General features: G+C 68.5%; 18 protein-coding genes. 5 read left to right on the top strand and 13 right to left on the bottom strand.

The window, feature by feature from the left end; genetic code table 11:
• Nucleotides 1-74 precede the first annotated feature (74 nt).
• Complete coding sequence (locus tag WCD84_RS03530) at nucleotides 75-1,649, bottom strand: N-acyl-D-amino-acid deacylase family protein (protein WP_343280462.1); 1,575 nt, start codon at nucleotides 1,647-1,649, stop codon at nucleotides 75-77.
• Between the two features lie 116 nt (nucleotides 1,650-1,765).
• Between WCD84_RS03530 and WCD84_RS03525 the strand changes: the two genes are divergently transcribed.
• Entirely contained in the window at nucleotides 1,766-3,697 is a 1,932-nt protein-coding gene (locus WCD84_RS03525) for an alpha/beta hydrolase family protein (RefSeq protein WP_343280461.1), read from the top strand.
• A gap of 46 nt (nucleotides 3,698-3,743) precedes the next feature.
• On the opposite strand, the gene WCD84_RS03520 is transcribed toward WCD84_RS03525, so the two are convergent.
• The 4 genes from WCD84_RS03520 to WCD84_RS03505 are packed head-to-tail and all read right to left on the bottom strand — an operon-like array spanning nucleotide 3,744 to nucleotide 6,556.
• A complete protein-coding gene (locus WCD84_RS03520) occupies nucleotides 3,744-4,304 on the bottom strand; it encodes a DUF3228 family protein (protein WP_343280460.1) in 561 nt (186 codons plus the stop codon).
• An 11-nt stretch (nucleotides 4,305-4,315) separates the two neighbouring features.
• Complete coding sequence (locus WCD84_RS03515) at nucleotides 4,316-5,194, bottom strand: pseudouridine synthase (protein WP_343280459.1); 879 nt, start codon at nucleotides 5,192-5,194, stop codon at nucleotides 4,316-4,318.
• Nucleotides 5,195-5,211: 17 nt separating this feature from the next.
• Nucleotides 5,212-6,255 carry a S66 peptidase family protein gene (locus tag WCD84_RS03510; RefSeq protein ID WP_343280458.1) on the bottom strand — a complete coding sequence of 348 codons (1,044 nt, stop codon included), beginning with the start codon at nucleotides 6,253-6,255 and terminating at the stop codon, nucleotides 5,212-5,214.
• 16 nt (nucleotides 6,256-6,271) lie between these two features.
• A complete protein-coding gene (locus tag WCD84_RS03505; protein WP_343280457.1) occupies nucleotides 6,272-6,556 on the bottom strand; it encodes a hypothetical protein in 285 nt (94 codons plus the stop codon).
• Between the two features lie 187 nt (nucleotides 6,557-6,743).
• Between WCD84_RS03505 and WCD84_RS03500 the strand changes: the two genes are divergently transcribed.
• Nucleotides 6,744-7,904: a DUF3667 domain-containing protein gene (locus WCD84_RS03500; protein WP_343280456.1), complete on the top strand. Its 1,161-nt coding sequence runs from the start codon at nucleotides 6,744-6,746 to the stop codon at nucleotides 7,902-7,904.
• Here WCD84_RS03500 and WCD84_RS03495 read toward each other — a convergent pair.
• The 3 genes from WCD84_RS03495 to WCD84_RS03485 all read right to left on the bottom strand — a co-directional run bounded on the left by WCD84_RS03495 (nucleotide 7,841) and on the right by WCD84_RS03485 (nucleotide 10,175).
• The gene (locus WCD84_RS03495) at nucleotides 7,841-8,500 is read right to left on the bottom strand and encodes an urea carboxylase-associated family protein (protein WP_343280455.1); all 660 of its coding nucleotides are present in this window, start codon (nucleotides 8,498-8,500) and stop codon (nucleotides 7,841-7,843) included. The genes WCD84_RS03500 and WCD84_RS03495 overlap by 64 nt on opposite strands.
• Nucleotides 8,497-9,207: a guanitoxin biosynthesis heme-dependent pre-guanitoxin N-hydroxylase GntA gene (gene gntA / locus WCD84_RS03490; RefSeq protein ID WP_343278665.1), complete on the bottom strand. Its 711-nt coding sequence runs from the start codon at nucleotides 9,205-9,207 to the stop codon at nucleotides 8,497-8,499. The genes WCD84_RS03495 and gntA overlap by 4 nt, the downstream gene beginning before the upstream one ends.
• A 209-nt stretch (nucleotides 9,208-9,416) precedes the next feature.
• A complete protein-coding gene (locus WCD84_RS03485; RefSeq protein ID WP_343280454.1) occupies nucleotides 9,417-10,175 on the bottom strand; it encodes an outer membrane protein in 759 nt (252 codons plus the stop codon).
• 222 nt (nucleotides 10,176-10,397) lie between these two features.
• Here WCD84_RS03485 and WCD84_RS03480 point away from each other — a divergent pair, with 222 nt between their 5' ends.
• The gene (locus tag WCD84_RS03480) at nucleotides 10,398-11,720 is read left to right on the top strand and encodes a M14 family zinc carboxypeptidase (protein ID WP_343280453.1); all 1,323 of its coding nucleotides are present in this window, start codon (nucleotides 10,398-10,400) and stop codon (nucleotides 11,718-11,720) included.
• 13 nt (nucleotides 11,721-11,733) lie between these two features.
• On the opposite strand, the gene WCD84_RS03475 is transcribed toward WCD84_RS03480, so the two are convergent.
• The 5 genes from WCD84_RS03475 to WCD84_RS03455 all read right to left on the bottom strand — a co-directional run bounded on the left by WCD84_RS03475 (nucleotide 11,734) and on the right by WCD84_RS03455 (nucleotide 15,167).
• Complete coding sequence (locus tag WCD84_RS03475) at nucleotides 11,734-12,021, bottom strand: hypothetical protein (RefSeq protein WP_343254154.1); 288 nt, start codon at nucleotides 12,019-12,021, stop codon at nucleotides 11,734-11,736.
• 93 nt (nucleotides 12,022-12,114) lie between these two features.
• Nucleotides 12,115-12,951, bottom strand: coding sequence for a hypothetical protein (locus WCD84_RS03470; protein ID WP_343280452.1), 837 nt, complete (start codon nucleotides 12,949-12,951; stop codon nucleotides 12,115-12,117).
• A gap of 89 nt (nucleotides 12,952-13,040) precedes the next feature.
• A complete protein-coding gene (locus tag WCD84_RS03465; RefSeq protein ID WP_343280451.1) occupies nucleotides 13,041-13,664 on the bottom strand; it encodes a YbhB/YbcL family Raf kinase inhibitor-like protein in 624 nt (207 codons plus the stop codon).
• A gap of 400 nt (nucleotides 13,665-14,064) precedes the next feature.
• Nucleotides 14,065-14,853: a lipoate--protein ligase family protein gene (locus WCD84_RS03460; RefSeq protein WP_343280450.1), complete on the bottom strand. Its 789-nt coding sequence runs from the start codon at nucleotides 14,851-14,853 to the stop codon at nucleotides 14,065-14,067.
• Nucleotides 14,850-15,167 carry a biotin--protein ligase gene (locus tag WCD84_RS03455; protein ID WP_343280449.1) on the bottom strand — a complete coding sequence of 106 codons (318 nt, stop codon included), beginning with the start codon at nucleotides 15,165-15,167 and terminating at the stop codon, nucleotides 14,850-14,852. The genes WCD84_RS03460 and WCD84_RS03455 overlap by 4 nt, the downstream gene beginning before the upstream one ends.
• A 132-nt stretch (nucleotides 15,168-15,299) precedes the next feature.
• Between WCD84_RS03455 and WCD84_RS03450 the strand changes: the two genes are divergently transcribed.
• A complete protein-coding gene (locus WCD84_RS03450) occupies nucleotides 15,300-16,022 on the top strand; it encodes an rRNA pseudouridine synthase (protein ID WP_343280448.1) in 723 nt (240 codons plus the stop codon).
• A gap of 392 nt (nucleotides 16,023-16,414) precedes the next feature.
• Nucleotides 16,415-17,353 (top strand): PLP-dependent cysteine synthase family protein, encoded by a 939-nt coding sequence (locus WCD84_RS03445; RefSeq protein WP_343280447.1) that lies wholly within the window; start codon nucleotides 16,415-16,417, stop codon nucleotides 17,351-17,353.

Below are 17,353 nucleotides of genomic sequence, written 5' to 3'. Positions count from 1 at the left end.
GGTTCCCGTCCCCCAGCTTCGATAGGTGCGGTGCCGCTCTGGAGCGAGATCGCCGGCCTGACCGCCGACCACGGCTAGCGCCTGCGCAGCAGCCGCCCCGGGCGTTGCTTGTGCACTTCGCCGTCCTCCAGCGCGGGCTGGCCGTTCACCATCACCAGATCGAAGCCTTGGGCCATGGCGGTCGGGTTCACGTAATCCGCATGCGCCCGCACGCGCGCCGGATCGAACAGCACCAGGTCGGCCTTTGCGCCGGTGCGGATGGTGCCGCGATCGGCAAGACCCAGGATCGAGGCCGGCAGCGAGGTCGCCCTGCGCACGGCTTCCTCCAGCGTGACGCGCGGCTGCCCGACCACGAAGTCCTCGATCCACTTGGCGAAGGTGCCCGCCCCGCGCGGGTGGCTGCCGCCCGGCGAGCCATCGCTCGCCACCGCCACCCGCGGATCCAGCAGCAGCCGGTCCTGCAGCGCGCGATCCATGACGAAGTGCGCGGCCTGGCCGCCGCCGGGGCCGATGTCGAGCAGGACATCGGCGAACGGCATGTCGCGGGCTTCGGCCACCTGCAACAGCGTCTTGCCGGCGTGCGGGCCCTCGCCGAACAGCAGGGCCCCGGGGCCGCCGCGCTGCGTCATGCGCTGCTGCAGGTATGCGCGCAGTTCGTCGCGCCTCTCCTCAAGCACGGCGGCGTAGTCGCCCGGGGGCAGCGCCCATTCCGGGAACAGGATCGACACGCCGGTGTAGCTGGCTTCGTAGGGATAGGCGTCGGCGGTCAGAGGCTGGCCGGGCCCGCGCAGCGACTCCAGGAACGCGAGCAGCTCTTCCGCAGCGGCCTCGCCTTTGCCATAGACCATCTTGAGGTGCGAAACGTGGGCGCGCGCAGGGCCGGCGGCGGCGACCAGCTCACGGATGGACGCACGCACGTCGTCGACGTCCTCGGAGCGCATATGGCTCATGGCAACGCCGTTGTAGCGGGCGATCACCGGGCCCAGGCCGGCGAGCTCGCGCTGTCCGGCATAGCGGCCGGGTACGTACTCGAGCCCGGTGGACATGCCGAAGGCACCGGCGCGCAGGTCGGCTTCAAGGATGGCCTGCATGCGCGCCAGCTGCGCGTCGGAAGGCTGGCGGGTGCCGTCGTCGATGCCGGCGCGGCGGCGCAGCGTGCCGTGGCCGGACAGGGTGGCGATGTTGATATCCGATGCCGCGCGCTCCACCGCGTCCATCCAGGATGGCAGGCTGCCGGCATCGTGGCGCGTGCCCGGCAGCGCCGGGCTGCCGCCGTCCTGGCCCAGCACCACGGTGGTCACGCCCATGGCGAGGAAGGGCGTGAACGCGGTCTTGAGCGGATCGCCGTGCGTATGCAGGTCGATGAAGCCCGGCGCCAGCACGCGGCCGCCGCCCTCGACCACCCGCAGGCCGCGCATGTCCGCGTCCGGCAGGCGGCCGATGTGGCCGATGCGATCGCCGCGAACCAGCACGTCGGTGCGCTGCGCCGGTGCGCCACTGCCGTCGACCAACAGCACGTCGCGCAGCACCCGACCCGGCGCCTGCCCGCCGGATCCCGCGCGCAGGTGATGCAGCGGCAACATCGCGCAGGCAGCGCCCGCCGCCATCGCGCCCAGGAACCTGCGCCGGGAGTCTTTCGATTCAAGCATGGTCATTCCAGTCGAGCATGGCGGCGGCCAACAGTACCCGGTCGGATCGCGCCCCGGCACCGACCGGTTGGATTACGCTATGCCGGCAGACCGGGGGGGTCTGGGGGGAGCAACGCATGAAGCATGCAATCAGGGCGACGATCGCAGTGGCAATGGGCCTGGCCGCAACATGTGTCCAGGCGGCCGAACCGGTCCCGATCGAAGCCTTCGCAGTGGCGGACAGGACCAGCGCGCCGCGCCTGTCCCCGGACGGACTGCACGTGGCGGCGACCGCCCACCTGGGTGAAGGCAGCTATGCCATCGAGGTGCGCCGGGTATCCGACCTGGTGCAGACGGCGCAGCTGACGCTGCCGCGGTACGAATTGCCGTCGCAGATTTACTGGGTCAGCAACAAGCGGCTTCTGGTGGCCAAGGGACGGTTGATCGGCGCGCGCGAGGCACCGATCCCCATGGGCGAGATCATCGCCACCGACTACGACGGCAGCAACCAGAAGTACGTGTACGGATACCGGCAGTCCACGCGCATGCCCGGCATCGACCGCGGCTACGGCTACATCGAAGGCCTGCCGCCGACGCCCAACGGCCACTTCTACATGCGCAGGCTGTCCAATGACACCAGCCGCTCGATGCTCTACGACGTGGATGCCGAGCGGGCGACGCACCGCTTGATCGCCGACATCGGCGTCAAGGACCTCGGCTTCGTGCTCGATCCCGCCGGCATGCCGCGCTTCGCCGGCGGCTACGACGACAACGACGACTACCGCCTGTACGAAGCCGATGCCCGCGGCAAGGACTGGCAGCCAGTGGCCACGGAACGCACCGGCGGCCACTTCCGGCCAATCGCCTTCACCGCCGACGCCGGCGGCGTGTTCGCGCGCCACACCATCGGCGACGGGCCTTCCACGGTGGTGAAGTCCGACCCGACCGGCGCCTCGCGCGTGACCCTTGCCAGCGACAGCTTCGGCAGCGTTGGCGGAATGGAATGGAACGCTTCCTGGCAGCCTTTTGCCGCCACCCTGGTGCATGGCCGGCCACGCGTGGTCTATTTCGACGAACACTCCAGCGATGCGCAGGAGCACCGCGCGCTCAGCGGCCTGTTCCCCGGGCACCACATGAGCTACGCCAACCACAGCGTGGACGGCCAGCTGTCACTGCTGCGCGTGGTCAGCGATCGCGATCCCGGCATGTGGTACCTGTACGACCGGACGCAGGCCACGGCCAAGCTGCTGTTCGCATCGCGCGAGGGAATCGACCCCGAACGCATGGGCGAGCGGCGCTACTTCCGCTTCAAGGCCAGCGATGGCATGGAGCTCGATGGCTACCTCACCATTCCCGCGGGGCAAGAGCCGGCCGGGCTGCCGATGGTGCTGCTGCCCCACGGCGGCCCGCACGCGGAGGGCGACGACTGGACCTTCGATACCGATGCCCAGTTCCTCGCCAGCCGCGGATACCTGGTGCTCCAGGTCAACTTCCGCGGCACCCTTGGCCGCGGCGACCGGTTCACGGCAGCCGGCTACCGCAACTGGGGCACGCGCATCCAGGACGACCTGATCGACGGCGTGCGCTGGGCGATCGCCCGGGGACATGCCGATCCGCAGCGCGTGTGCGCCTATGGCGCGAGCTTTGGAGCCTATTCGGCGATGATGAGTGCGATCCGCGCGCCAGAGCTCATCAAGTGCGTGGCGGGCCTGGCCGGCCTGTACGACCTGAAAGTCTTCGCCGGCAAGAGCGATGTCGCATCCAGGGCCTACGGGCGCAGGTACATTTCGCGTGTCATCGGCGACAGCGACGAGACCATGCGCGCCAACTCGCCGGTCGCGCTGGCGGCACGGATCAAGGCGCCGGTGTTCATGGCCCACGGCGAGATCGACGAACGCACGCCCTATTCGCAGGCGCTCGCGATGAAGCGCGCGCTCGAAGCCGCGGGGGCAGCACCGGAATGGATGTCGGTGCCCCGGGAAGGGCACGGCTTCTACAAGGATGAGAACAACATCGCCTTCTACCGTCGCCTGGAAGCATTCCTGGAGCGGCACATCGGAACCGAATAAGCACGGGGCGGGTGCCGCCTGCCGCATCGGCGGCGAAATCGTCTCGTTACTGCGCGCCGCGCCAATTGGCATGCGTGCGCCAGAATTCCACGCTTCGCCGATAGGCCTCGCGATCCACCGGCACGCCCGAGCCGCCCTCCTCCACGCCCAGCGCGTTGCGCATCATCGTGATCGGCGCCATCGGCGTTTCCTCGGGCTCCGCGGTGTACATGCAGCCGACTACACCCCAGTCGGCGTCGATCACCGTGCCTTCCTTTGCCAGCTGGTCGCGGCTGTAGAGGATCACGATCAGGTAGTCGGCCACAGGCGGCTCAAGGCCTTCGAACCAGCGCACCAGCACCGGCAGTTCGTCGCGGGTACGGGCCTCGTAGTCCGAACGCAGCAGGTGGCGGTTGGCGTCGGTGATGGGCACCGCCAGGCAGCGGGTCGAAGTCCAGTTGCGGTGCACGTGCAGCTTGCAGAACGGCGCGTAGCCGTCGAGCACCTTGAGCGGCGGCACCGCGTTCAGGTGCTGCTCGAAGGCCTCGGGCGTCACGTCCTGGATGGTGTTGCGGCGGCGTTCGCGGAACAGCCGGCTGCGAGCGAATCCGGTGAGGGCAACTGACATGGGGCGGCAGTCTAGCAGCGGTGCGTGCTGACGTAGCGGCGGCGGCTGCCGTCGATCGGATCATCGAATTCCAGCGCATGCGCGAAGAGCTGCAGCGCGCGTGCCGGATCATCAGCACCGCGTTCGCGCAGCTGCGGGTAGAAGGGATCGTTGAGGATCGGCGCGCCCAGCGCCGCCATGTGCACGCGCAGCTGGTGCTTGCGGCCGGTGACTGGCTGAAGGCGATAGCGCCACGCTGCGGCACCGCGCTCGACCACATCGATATGCGTTTCGCTGTTGGCCTCGCCCGGCGCTTCACGCATGCGGAAGAACGGCTCGCCGCGTTCAAGGCGGCTGCGGTGGACGTGCGGGAACGCCAGTCCGGGCAGCGGCGGTGCCAGGGCCAGGTATTGCTTGTGGATGCCGCGCTCGCGGAACAGCGCCTGGTAGCGGGCGCGGCTGTCGCGGCGCGCGGAGAACAGCACCAGCCCCGCCGTGTCACGGTCGATGCGGTGCAGCGGCACCAGGTCGGGCCTGTCCAGGCGTTCGACCAGGCGGGTCAGCAGCGTCTCGCGCACATAGGCCCCGGTGGGCGCAACGGGCAGGAAGTGCGGTTTGTCCGCGACCACCAGATGCTCGTCGGCGTAAATCACGGACTCGCGAAACGGAATGGGCGCTTCGCCGGCCACTTCGCGGAAGTAGTAGACCTCGGCACCGGGCCGGCAGGCGGCGCCGGCGTCAAGCGGGCGGCCATCGGCATCCAGCACCATGCCGCGCGCGAAGCGCTGCCGCCAGGTGTCGGGATCAATCGCCGGGAAGCGTGCGCACAGCGCGTCCAGCACCGTGGCCCAAGGGCCTGGCGGCAACTGCAGGCGGCTGGCGGGGATACCGTTGCGGACCGGGCGCGACATCCGGGTGCTGCGTCCGGTCAGGCCTGGAACACCGGTTCCAGCAGGCGGAACGTGCCGGCATCGGCGTCCATCTCGACCCGGCCTCCCACCGGCACGATGAACTGCTGCCGGATGTGCCCGATCATCGCGCCGCGATAGGCCGGGATGCCCAGCGGCCTGATGTAATCGTCGAGGATCTGCCCCAGCGTCAGCGACCCGTAGCCGCCACCCGGCTCGCAGTCGGTGCACTCGCCGAAGATGACGCCGGCGACCTTGTCCAGCGCGCCCATCAGCCGCAGCGTGCTGAACATGCGATCGACGCGGTACGGCGCTTCGGACACGTCCTCCAGGAACAGGATCCGGCCGCTGAAGTCCGGCAGGTAGGGCGAACCGGCCAGCGCGGTCAGCACCGCCAGGTTGCCGCCGACCAGATCGCCGCGGGCGGTGCCGCCGGCGATGGTGACCGTGCGGTTGCGGCGCTGCACCAGCTCGTCGCCGGCATCGGACACGTTGCGGTACTGCATCAGCTCACGGTCGAAGAACAGGCGCCTGAACTGGTCGGCATTGAAGCGGTTCCAGCTGCCGGAACCGTTGGGCCCGTGGAACGTGACCAGGCCGGTCTGCGCGTGGATGGCATTGTGCAGCGCGGTGATGTCGGAATAGCCGAGCAGCACCTTGGGATTGGCGCGAATGGCGTCGTAGTCCAGCAGCGGCAACAGGCGCGCGGCCCCGGAGCCGCCGCGCACCGCGATGATCGCCTTGACCTCGCTGTCGATGAACATCGCATTGAGGTCGCCGGCGCGCTCGTCGTCGGTGCCTGCCAGGTGGCCGCGCCGGGCCGCGTAGTGCGCCCCGGTCCGGACCTTGAAGCCAAGTGCTTCCATGACCTCCTGGGCCAACTGCAGGGTGAACCCGTCGTCGACCGGCGATGACGGGCTGACCAGCCCCACGGTGTCGCCGGCCTTGATCGCCATCGGCAGCAGGCGCCCGCCGGGGGCGGCCGCCATGGCCCCGCGGGCACCCGCCAGCGGAAGCAGCATGGCCATCAATGCGGCGCGTTCGATGAATGTCCGTCTGTCCACGGTGTCCTCCGGTCAACTAGCGCAGGGGCACCAGGCGGTGCGACGGGTCCTGGCAGACCACCAGGCGGCCCTCCCCGGCCGCGGCGCCCACCGCGCTCACGTGCATGCCCACGGCCAATGCGTCCACGTCCACGGGCGTCGCCTGGCACAGGTTCCAGCGCGCCGGCAGCTGCACGGCCACGCGGCCGCGGTCAGCCGTGTCGACCTCGATCACGGCGTTGCCGTCGTAGGTCCATGGCCGGGTGTCGATGGAGGCGATCGCACCTTCGATCGAAACCGCCCCCGTAGCGGAGGATGTCACCGGCACAGGAACACCGGCACAGCCGGCACTGGCCAGGGCCAGGCCCAAGACCACGGGCATCATCGAAAATCGCGGTCTGGACACGGTCACCTCGCTCTGATGGGGAATCACGGACGAAGGCGCGCGCGCAGTTGGCCGTGAGCCGTTATCGTAACGCCCGTCGCGACCATTCCGTACGAGGCGCAGCGTGAGCAAGCCAGCAACCGGGACCGATGCCCATGCCGCGCCGGCGCGGTGCGAGAACTGCGGTACTGAACTGCAGGGCGAGTTCTGCCACGCCTGCGGGCAGTCCGTGCACAACCCGATCCGCCACGCCGCGCACGCGGTGGAGGAATTCTTCGAGGCCTTCTGGCATCTCGACGGGCGCGTCTTCCGCACCTTGCGCGACCTGATGTCGCCCGGGCGGGTCGCGATCAACTACCTGGCCGGGCACCGTGCGCGCTACATCGCGCCGCTGCGGCTGTTCGTGATCCTGAGCCTGCTCACATTCTTCATCGGCGCGGCGGCGGTGCACGTGGAGGAAAGCCCGGTCAGCATCACCGGGCTCAGCGAGATCGCTGCAGCGAGCACGGTGGCCGAAGTCGAACGCATCCGCGACCAGGCGGTTGCCGACATCGAGCAGGCGCGTGCCGATGCCGGCAACACGCCCGGGGTTGATCCGACGCTGGTGGCGGCAGAAGTGCGGATACGCAGCGCCGCGGCCAATCGCGTGGTCGAATTGACCGGCAGGCCTGCAGCCGAGGGGACCGGTGACGCACCACCGCAGGCCGAGCGCAGGCGCATGCAGATCAACCTGTTCGGCCACAAGGGCGAATGGGACGCAGAGACCAACCCGCTGGTGATCGGCTGGTGGCCGCAGTTCGCCAATGACTGGCTCAACCGCAAGGTCGGCAACCTCGAGAACAACATGCAGTCCTTCAACGGCGCCGCCATCGACGCGTGGCTGCAGGGGGCGATGGCGGCCGCGCCCTCGGCGTTGTTCCTGCTGGTGCCCGTGTTCGCGCTGCTGCTGAAGCTGGCCTATCTGTTCACGCGGCGCCTGTACCTCGAGCACCTGGTGGTCGCCCTCTACAGCCACACCTTCCTGCTGATCATGCTGACGCTGGCATTCCTGCTGTCGGCGCTCGACGGCCTGGTCACGTCCAGGCCGCTTGGCATCCTGCTCGATCTCGCGTTCGCCGCCGTGCTGCTGTGGATGCCGGTCTACCTGCTGCTGATGCAGAAGCGCGTATACCGGCAGGCCTGGTGGCTGACCGTGCTCAAGTACCTGGTGATCGGCAACATCTATTTCGTGATGTTGACGTTCGCGACGGTGCTGGTGTTCCTGGCCAGGCTCACGTCGGCCTGACGCTCAACCCTGAAGTCGATCGGCTTGTAGCTGAAGTTGTTCGACTGTCCGGCCGAGCACGCCGTCATCGCCACCACCAGCGGCATCTCAGCGCGCAGGCGCACGAAGTCGCCGGCGCGGCTCAAGGGCGGAAGCACCGCGATCGCACCGGTCTGGCCGTCCACGGTCACGTTCATGAAAATATTGAAAGCAACCGGAATGCGGTCGATGCCGATGCCATAGGGCTCCAGCGCCGCGGCCAGGTTGCCCTCGCAGCCGGGCCGGCCCTCGGCCTCGCCATAGAGGATCTCGAACATCCGCTTCGAACACGGCGTGAGCGTGAAATCATGCCGTCCGCAGGTATCTTCGATGATGGTGAACATCGGGCGGCTGCGGTTGGAGTGCAGCACATCGCCGGTGCTCAGCCACAGCTTCGACGCATAGTCGATCGAGCGGCCCGACGAGAGGTATTCCGAGAGGTCGTCGCGCGCGAATGCCGTCAGGTCGCTGACCTGTTGGCCCATCGGGTCGATGACGACGAGTTCATCGCCCGTCTCCAGCTCGATCGCGTGCCCCGAGCACGGCGGGATGCGCCGGGTTGTGGGCGCGGCGCTCACCGCGACGCCTTCACGCGCAAGGGGCAGATCCAGTCCGCCTCGACCTTGCGACCGCTGTACTGCCGTGTCTCGGTCGCCATGCCGAAATCGGAGAGGTTGGGATTGATCGAGCCCTGCAGCGCGATATCGCGCTCGCGCGTGGCCGCCTGCATCTTGCGATAGCGGCCATCCGCACGCAGGCGCTCGAACTGGCGGTGGGAATTGAACACCAGAACAGGCCAGCCGAACCGGCGCGCGGTGCGCGACGCACCCGGATGCAGCCCGATCACGAAGAACGGATGGCCGGCCAGACTGAGGCTGAAATTGGCGCTCTCGGGGTTGCGGTCGACGTCATCGGCCCAACGCGCGCCACGACGGATGTCCAGGTCGTGCAGGCGCTGCAGCTGCGCCCACAGCAGCGCCTCGAAGCGACGCTCGTCGGTATCGCGTGGCCCGTCGAACACGGCCACGAACGAGTGGACCGTGGACTCCCCGGGATCCGCGGCGTCCAGCATCGCGGCGAACGCACCAAGCCCATCCAGCAGCGGCGCGTCATTGGCACGATCACCCAGCGGACCGAATTCCTGCGCCTGGATCGCATCGCGCCCCAACGCGGCCTTGGAACCGACGCAGGGGAACGAAGCATCGCCGACGTGCTCAAGGAACGCGGTAGCGAGAGGGCGGCCGTCGCCGTCAGGTGTTTGCGGGCAACAGGCAGCTGCCGGCAAAGCGTTTGCATCTGTGTAACGTCGCGCAGCGGCGAGGGACTTCATTGGACGGGGGTACTCCTGTCAGCAGGCGTCTCGGCCAGATCGGCCATGACGCAACGCTACAGATCCGCCCGACACGGCCGCGTGCAGGCCGGCCCCTGCGCTGCCGCGGGGCCGCACCCGCGGAACGGGGCCCGTCGCGGCTGCGAGCGACGGGCCGGCCTCGCTCAGAACCTGACTTCTGCGCCCAGCATCAGCGTGTCGGCGCGGTTGGCGTCGTAGTAGAAGTCGCCGTCGTACCAGCCGTAGGAGTCGAAATAAACGTAGTTGGTATAGACCAGGCTCATGTTGAAGTGGCGATTGAAGTCCACGCCCAGGCCGAGGCCGAGGTAGCCGCCGTCCATGTCTCCGTAGTCGGCTTCGTCGGCGGTGAAATAACCGGCGCGGACCAGCGCATACACCGGGCTGGTGTGGCCGAAGTTGAAGCGCGCATTGGCACCGATGCTGGCGTAATCGACCTTGGCATAGGGCCAGCCATCGTCGGTGGTGCTGTCGAGCTTGCCACCCGCGACTTCGATGCCCACCAGCGTCACCGCGCCCGCCTGCCAGCGATAGCCGGCGTTCACCGCAAGCGCGGACTGGCCGACGTCGTCATACACCCAGCCCTTGCCACCCTGCACGCCGATGAAGAAGCCGCCGCGGCCGTCCTCATACGAGGCGCCGGCCGGGGCTGCCGGGGCGTAGGGCTGCGGCGTCGCGTAGGGCTGGACCTGCGCAGCGGGCTGCGCCTGGACAGACTGCTGCCCGCTCGCCTGCGGCGCATGCTGGTGGGCGGCCGGCGGCGGCACGCGCTTGGCCGGATCCAGCTCGCGCGGCTGCGGCGGCGCGTTCTGCAGCGGCTTGCTCTGGGCGTGCACGGCGGTGGATGCCAGAACGGCGCTTGCGATCACGGCGGCCAGTGCGGCCTTCGACAGGGTCTTGCTCATGTGTCCTCCTTGATGGACATGACCGGTGCGCTCCTGCGCACCTTCGATCCGGATGAGGGTGAGCAGGTTGCGTGCCACGCCTGAAGGCGCCGCGGACGGGCGGGTGGAGCGGGCAGTCGTGCCATTCGCGACGCATGCTGACGCCACGCGTCGCAAGCGACCGCCTCCAGGCGCCAGTTGCCCTACCATCCGGCGTGCCCGTCGTCCTGGAGCGCCACCACCTTGCGCCACGTTCCCGCCCTCCCGCTGCTGTTCCTCCTCGCCACGCTCCTGGCGTCGGCCGCTTTGCCCGCCGCCCCTGCGATGCCGCCGCCCCCGGCATGGCTTGACGAACTGGACGCGCTCTACGACAGCCACATCCGCGTGGCTGGACTCGACGACCGAAGGTTCTCGCCGGAGCAGTGGTGGGACGTCGCCATGCCGCTGGCCTCCGGCGCCGCCGGCTTCCGGATCGAGGCCCTTGGCAACAGCGCGGAAGGGCGGCCCCTGCGCCACGTGTCATGGGGCAATGGCGACACCCGCGTGCTGCTGTGGTCGCAGATGCACGGCGACGAGAGCACCGCCTCGATGGCCCTCGCCGACCTGCTCCATTTCCTCGGCGGCCAGCCGGCGCACCCGCTGGTGCAGCGCCTGCGCGAACGCACCGCGCTCCACGTGTTCCCACTGGTGAACCCCGATGGCGCGGCCCGCTTCCAGCGCCGCAACGCGCAGGGCATCGACATCAACCGCGACGCACGCGCACTCGCCAGCCCGGAGGCTCGCGCCCTGCATGCACTGCGCGAGCGGGTGAAGCCCGCATACGGCTTCAACCTGCACGACCAGCAGGTCGGCTACCGCACCGGCGACTCCGACCGCGGCACCGCCATCGCGCTGCTCGCGCCTGCCTTCAACGCGTCCCGCGACGTGGACGCCAACCGCGCCCGCGCGATCGAAGTGACCGTCTCCATCCGCGCTGTGCTCGAGCCCTACATTTCCGGCCATATTGCCAAATGGGACGACACCTTCAACCCGCGCGCCTTCGGCGACCTGACGGCGGCGTCAGGCGTATCGACCGTACTGATCGAATCCGGCGGCATCGAAGGCGACCTGCAGAAACAGCAGCTGCGCAAGCTGAACTTCCTCGCCCTGGTCGGCGCGCTCGACGCCATCGCCACCGGCGCGCATGCCGGCCTGCCGCGCGAACGCTATGACGAACTGCCCGGGAACGGCAGGGTCTGGCCGGACCTGCTGGTCACGGGTGGCACGCTGGCGCTGCCCGGCCAGCCGCAGGCCCGGATGGACCTGCTGGTGGACTTCCAACAGCCGCTCCTCGAGCGCGGCGGCACCATCTCGGACATCGGCGACCTGGGCGAAGTGCAGGCGCGGCGGACCATTGATGCCTCCGGGCTGTACATCGTGCCGTTCAGCCCGCCGGGCGAGGCCGGGGGCGAGGCGCACGGGATCCTGGCCCCGGACATGCCGGCGTACTTCCACCTCAGCCGCGATCCGGCGGGCCGCGACGTGGTCTGGACGCTGGCGGGCGATGTGGATGCGGAAGGACCCTGAGCCCAGCGCCGCCCTATTCGCGGAACAGCGGAACCAGGCTCTCGCGCGACAGCGGCACGAACACGTGGCTGCGCTCGCCAAAGCGCAGCGTCACCTCATAGCGGTCCGGTTGCTGCCACAGGGCGTCGTCGATGGCGGCCCTGGCACCGGTATCGCGGTGGGCGACCGACACTTGCAGGGCCGGCGCGCCGGCCTGCTCGTTGCGGCGCAGGAACGCGATCACTTCATCGCGCTGCACCTGTGCATCGGACGCTTCGCGCACCCGCTCCCATGCGCTGTCGAACTCACTGGCTGTGGTCATGCTGCCTCCGGCTGCCTGGTTCCCGCAGGCTAGCAGCAGGGCCAGTGCGCAGGCGATTGCGATCAATTTCATGCGTTGCGTCCGCGACGTGCGTCAGGTGTTGTCCTCCACCCAGTCCTCAACGAGGTCAAGGTGGCGGTCACGCACTTCCATGCCCGAATTCATGATGCTGTTGTCGTCGTCCTGGTGTTCGTGCCCGTCATGGTATTCGTCGGGCAGGCCGATCATATGGCCGAACTCATGCGCGGTGCCTACCTGCGGCATGTCCGCGCCCTTGTTCACGGCGCGGTTGTCCTCGCTGTCGAGGTGCGAGATGTTGCCCGGGCCGACCGAGCTGCGATGGAAGTCGCCATCGGGGATCCGCAGCACGTTGATGTTGTAGTTCTCGCTCGGGTCCATCACGTCGCGGAAGCGGCCCATGAACCCGCCTTCTTGCTCGCTGACGTCGAGCTTCACGTCCAGGGTGACGTCCATGCCGTCATCGGTGGTGAAGGTGCGCCCGCTCCAGGCCTTCTCGACCTCGGCCACGTAGTCGTCCATGAAGGCCTGCTTTTCTTCGGGGGTCCAGTTCAGACCGTCCGCCCCATCCTCGAAGTTGAATTCGATCTTCATGTGCAGCTCGAGCGTGTAGCTGCCGTCCGACTCGCGGTACAGGTGCAGTTCGTATGCATCGCGATGCCCGCCGACGTCGACGCTGTCCTCGGTCGCCACGAGTTCGCGCTCACCGGACGCCTCGCCCTTGCCACCAGACCGCTCGGGGCCCAGGGCATCGGCGACAGCCTTGCCGGCCTCGCGGACCGTGTCGAACATGCGCTCGACGCCATCGGCCACCGGCGCGCGCTGCAAGGTGGTCTGCATCGCGTCCGGACGCCAGTTCGCCGCGTCAAGCGCGGCATGGGAGATGCGGCTGGAAATGTCGACGAAGGTCATGGCGGGCCACGCGGGTAAGGGGACGACCCGAAACTAGGGGGGACCGGAGGGGCGGACAATCCGGGGCCGACCCTAGCCCGCCCTGATTCTCATTCGCTTTGCGCAGCCTCTTCCGGACCCGCGTAGGTCCCCACCAGCACGCCCTTGTCCACCACGTGGCCCCGCATCGCTCCGAGCAGGGCATCACGGCCTGCACCGGGCTCGACCTCGAGCAGGGTGTCCAACGCGAAGACCTGGACGTGATAGCGGTGGATGCCGCTTCCAGCCGGCGGCCTGGGTCCGAAATAGCCGATCGACCCGCGGTCGTTGGTCCCCTGCAGCATGCCGTCCGGCTCGGCCAGGCGTGGACCAGCCGTGAGGCCTTCCGGCAGCGAGGTCACGCCAGCCGGGATATTCCACGCCAGCCAGTGCAGATAGGGCTCGGGCCGGTCGGCGTCGGGATCCTCCATCAGCAGCGCATATGATTTCGCGCCCGCCACCGGCTGCCAGGCCAGCGGCGGCGAGACGTCGTCGCCGTACGCGCTGTAGCGCAGCGGGATCGGCTGGCCATCGGCGAACGCCGCCGACTCCAGCGTCAGGGCTGCAGCTGCGGCTGCCGCGGTTTCAGCACGTTCGAAGGCGACCGGCCGGTCACCGGCGCGGCAGGCTGCGAGGTTCGCCGCGACAAGCGCGAGGGTGATGAGGAAGGCACTGCGCTGGAACATGGGAGCCATGACGTGATCCTCCGGAAACATGCAGGTTTGGCGCAACGCCATGGTGTCGGGATGCAGGCGCGCTGTCGACACGCCGGGCCCGCCGCGAACCTGAACCCGCAACCGGCCCGGAATGCCGCGGCTGGCGCATACTGCCCGCGCCGACTGCAGCCGCAGTCCAAGGCTGATGCGCCGAGGAGAACGAGATGAGCAAGGGACTGGACAAGAAGAAGGAACAGAAAAAGAAGCCGCTCAAGACGATGAAGGAAAAAAAGGCCGAGAAGCGCGACAAGAACGCTTCCAAGCCATTTTCACCGACGTGAGCGCGCGTCGCCCGACAGACGAAAAAAAGGCCCGGCATTGCCCGGGCCTTTTTTCATTGGCTGGCCAGTGCCACTGGCGGCGCTGGCCCGGCGCGCGCTTACGGCAGCAGCGCGGTCCACTCGGCGGTGGCGAACTTGTCGCGTGCCAGCGCCTCGGCGCGCGACAGCTCGTCCGCACGCAGTACGTCCGGCACCAGGCCGCCGTGGCGGCTGCGGAAGGTTGCGATCATGTGTTCGATCACGGCGCTGCGCGGCAGCCCCGTCTGCCGGCGCAGCGGATCCACGCGCTTCAGGGCGCTGGTCGTGCCCTTGTCGGACAGCTTCTCGCGGCCGATGCGCAGCACGTCGAGCATCCTGTTCGCATCGATGTCGTAGGCCATGGTGACGTGGTGCAGCACCGCCCCGCGGCGCCTGGTCTGGGCCGCCCCGGCGATCTTGCCGTCGCTTGAAGTGATGTCATTCAGCGGCTGGTACCAGGCCTTGACCCCCAGGCCGGCAAGCGCTTCGATCACCCACTGGTCCATGTGCGCATAGGCCTGCTCGAACGTCATGCCCGCCACCAGCGTGCCCGGCGCGATGATCGAGTAGGTGATGGTGTTGCCCGGCTCGATGAACATCGCACCGCCGCCGCTGATCCGGCGCACCACCTGGATGCCATGGCGATGCGCGGCCTCGGCGTCGACCTCGTTGCGCAGCGACTGGAAGCGGCCCATCACCACCGCGGATGCGCCCCACTCCCAGATCCGCAGCGTGGGCGGGCGGCGCCCGGCAGCCACGTCGTCCAACATCACATCGTCCAGCGCCATGTGCAGCGCTGGCGCCTGCGGCCCGGCATGGACCAGGTGCCAGGCATGCTGGCCCCAGCCGGTGCGCCCTGAGCCGTTCAAGACGCGCCGCCCTGGCCTGCGTCCAGGGCGCGGCGCACCGCGATCGCGACGCCCTCGGCCGTGATGCCGAACAGCTGCGGTTCCGGGCCCAGCGCTGCGGTCACCGCGGCGACAAGCGTCGCCTCGCCGGCATCGACGGGCTGGCCCTCGAGGGCCGCATCGATGTCGTCCAGCGCGCTGGCGGGTTCCAGGAAGAAATCGCCGCTGACCTGCACGGCCGTCATCCGGTCGTCGACGATGGCCAGGTCCACCACCACCAGCTTGCCGCCGGGGACCTTGTATTCGCCGTGCGCGCTGTTGCCGGTCTTGTCCATGCGCGCAGTCTATCCAAACTGCCGGCGACCACAGCAGCCAGCCGGCAAATCGAACGCGCCGAACACCGTAAACCGGGAGGCCGCGAAGGGCCAGGCGGTACACTGCAGCCCCTGTTTCCGCGGCACTGATGCATGTCCGATCCGATCCGCCTGGCCAAACGCGTCACCGACCTCGCCCGCTGCTCGCGCACCGACGCCGAGCAGTACATCAAGGGTGGCTGGGTCTCGGTCGACGGACGCGTGATCGAGGATCCGGCCTATCCGGTGTCGACCGAGGCGGTCGAAATCGACCCCGCCGCACGGCTGGAAACCGTCGAACCGGCCACCGTCCTGCTGCACAAGCCGGTCGGTTACGACACCATCAGCGGCCCCGGCCCCGCCGCGGACCTGGTGCATCCCGGCACGCGCTGGCCAGAGGACCCCTCGGGCGTGCGCATGCTGGAACGGCACTTCAACCGCCTGACGCCGCTGGTACCGCTGGACGCCGAGGCCAGCGGCCTGATGGTGCTGACCCAGGACGGCCGCGTGTGGCGCCGGCTGACCGAAGACCGCGACGAGATCGAGCAGGAATACGTGGTCGAGGTCAGCGGCGAGATCGCGCCCTATGGCCTGCAGAAGCTCAACCACGGCCTGTCGTATGGCGGCCGGGCCTTGCCGCCGTGCAAGGTCAGCTGGCAGAACGAGATCCGCCTGCGCTTCGCCCTCAAGGGTGTACAGGGCGGGCAGCTGCGCGACGTCTGCGCCCAGGTCGGCCTGGACGTGGTCGCGATCCGGCGCATCCGCATCGGCAAGGTGCCGCTGGCGAAGATGCCCGTCGGCAGCTGGCGCTATCTTCCGGTCGGCGAGCGCTTCTGAGTCCTGGACACCCGGCATGACCGCCCTTTTTGTGGAAGCGGCTGTTCTTGTGGGAGCTGCCATTTTTGTGGGAGCGGCGGGTTTTTGTGGGAGCGGCTATAGCCGCGATGGCGGATCACTATTCGCGGCTATAGCCGCTCCCACAAAGGCAGCAATAGGTGGTTGCTATTCGCGGCTATAGCCGCTCCCACAAGGGCAGCGATGGGTGGTTGCTGTTCGCGGCTATAGCCGCTCCTACAAGAACAGCCGCTCCCACAAAATGCCCGGTGATCTGTTTTTCACTTTGGCTGCGGCTGCGCGCTTGACCTGGCTCAAGCACACTCTCTTTCGTGCTGGAGCCTCGCGCTGCCATGGCGTATCTATGATGACCCATTCCCAGAGGTGCCCTGACCATGCGCTACACCGGCATTTCCAAGTCGATTCTCGACGCCATCGGCGACACGCCGCTGCTCGAGATCGACGGCGTATTCGCCAAGCTCGAGTTCATGAATCCCTCCGGTTCGATCAAGGCGCGCATCGCCTGGTATATGGTCGAGAAGGCCGAGCAGCAGGGCCTGCTCAAGCCCGGTGACACGATCGTCGAGGCCACCAGCGGCAACACCGGCAACGCGCTGTCGATGGTCGCCGCCGTGAAGGGCTACAAGATGCTGGTGGTGATGCCCGAGGGGCTGTCGAACGAGCGCGTGGCGATCTCGCGCGCCTACGGCGCCGAGGTGAAGTTCGTCGGCCACTTCCACGTCAACGGCGCGCTGGATGAGGCCAGGCGCCTGGGCGCGCAGCCGGGGTACTTCGCGCCCAGCCAGTTCGAGTCCGAATACAACGTCGAGGAGAACCGGGAGATCCTCGGCCCGGAGATCCTGGCGCAGCTGCAGGGTCGCGTCCCCGACGCGCTGGTGATGGGCGTGGGCACCGGCGGCACGCTGATCGGCGTCGGCCAGGCCTTCCGCGCGGTCAATCCGAAGGTTCGGCTGTTCGCGATGGAGCCCTCGGAGTCGCAGACCATCCTCTGCGGCGAGATCAGCACGCACCACATCGAAGGCATCTCCGACGGCTTCGTGCCCGGCATCTTCGCCCGCAATTCCGAACTCGTGGACTCGACGCTGTCGGTTTCAAGCGAAGACGCCATCGCCGAGATGCGCCGGCTGGCGCGCGGGCACGGCCTGCTCTGCGGCCCCAGCTCGGGCGCCCACCTGCTTGCGGCGCGCCGCGTACGCGAGCAGCATCCCGGGTTCGCCACCGTCGTCACCCTGTTCTGCGACGAGGGCGAGAAGTACCTGCAGGACCACTTCAGCCAGCCGTCACCGGACGTCGTCGGCGACGCGTTCAACTGA

The organism is Luteimonas changyuni, from assembly GCF_039548395.1.
In the GTDB taxonomy this organism is placed as follows: domain Bacteria; phylum Pseudomonadota; class Gammaproteobacteria; order Xanthomonadales; family Xanthomonadaceae; genus Luteimonas.
Note: the sequence above shows the minus strand (reverse complement) of the source record. Positions and strands in the feature narration are given on the sequence as shown.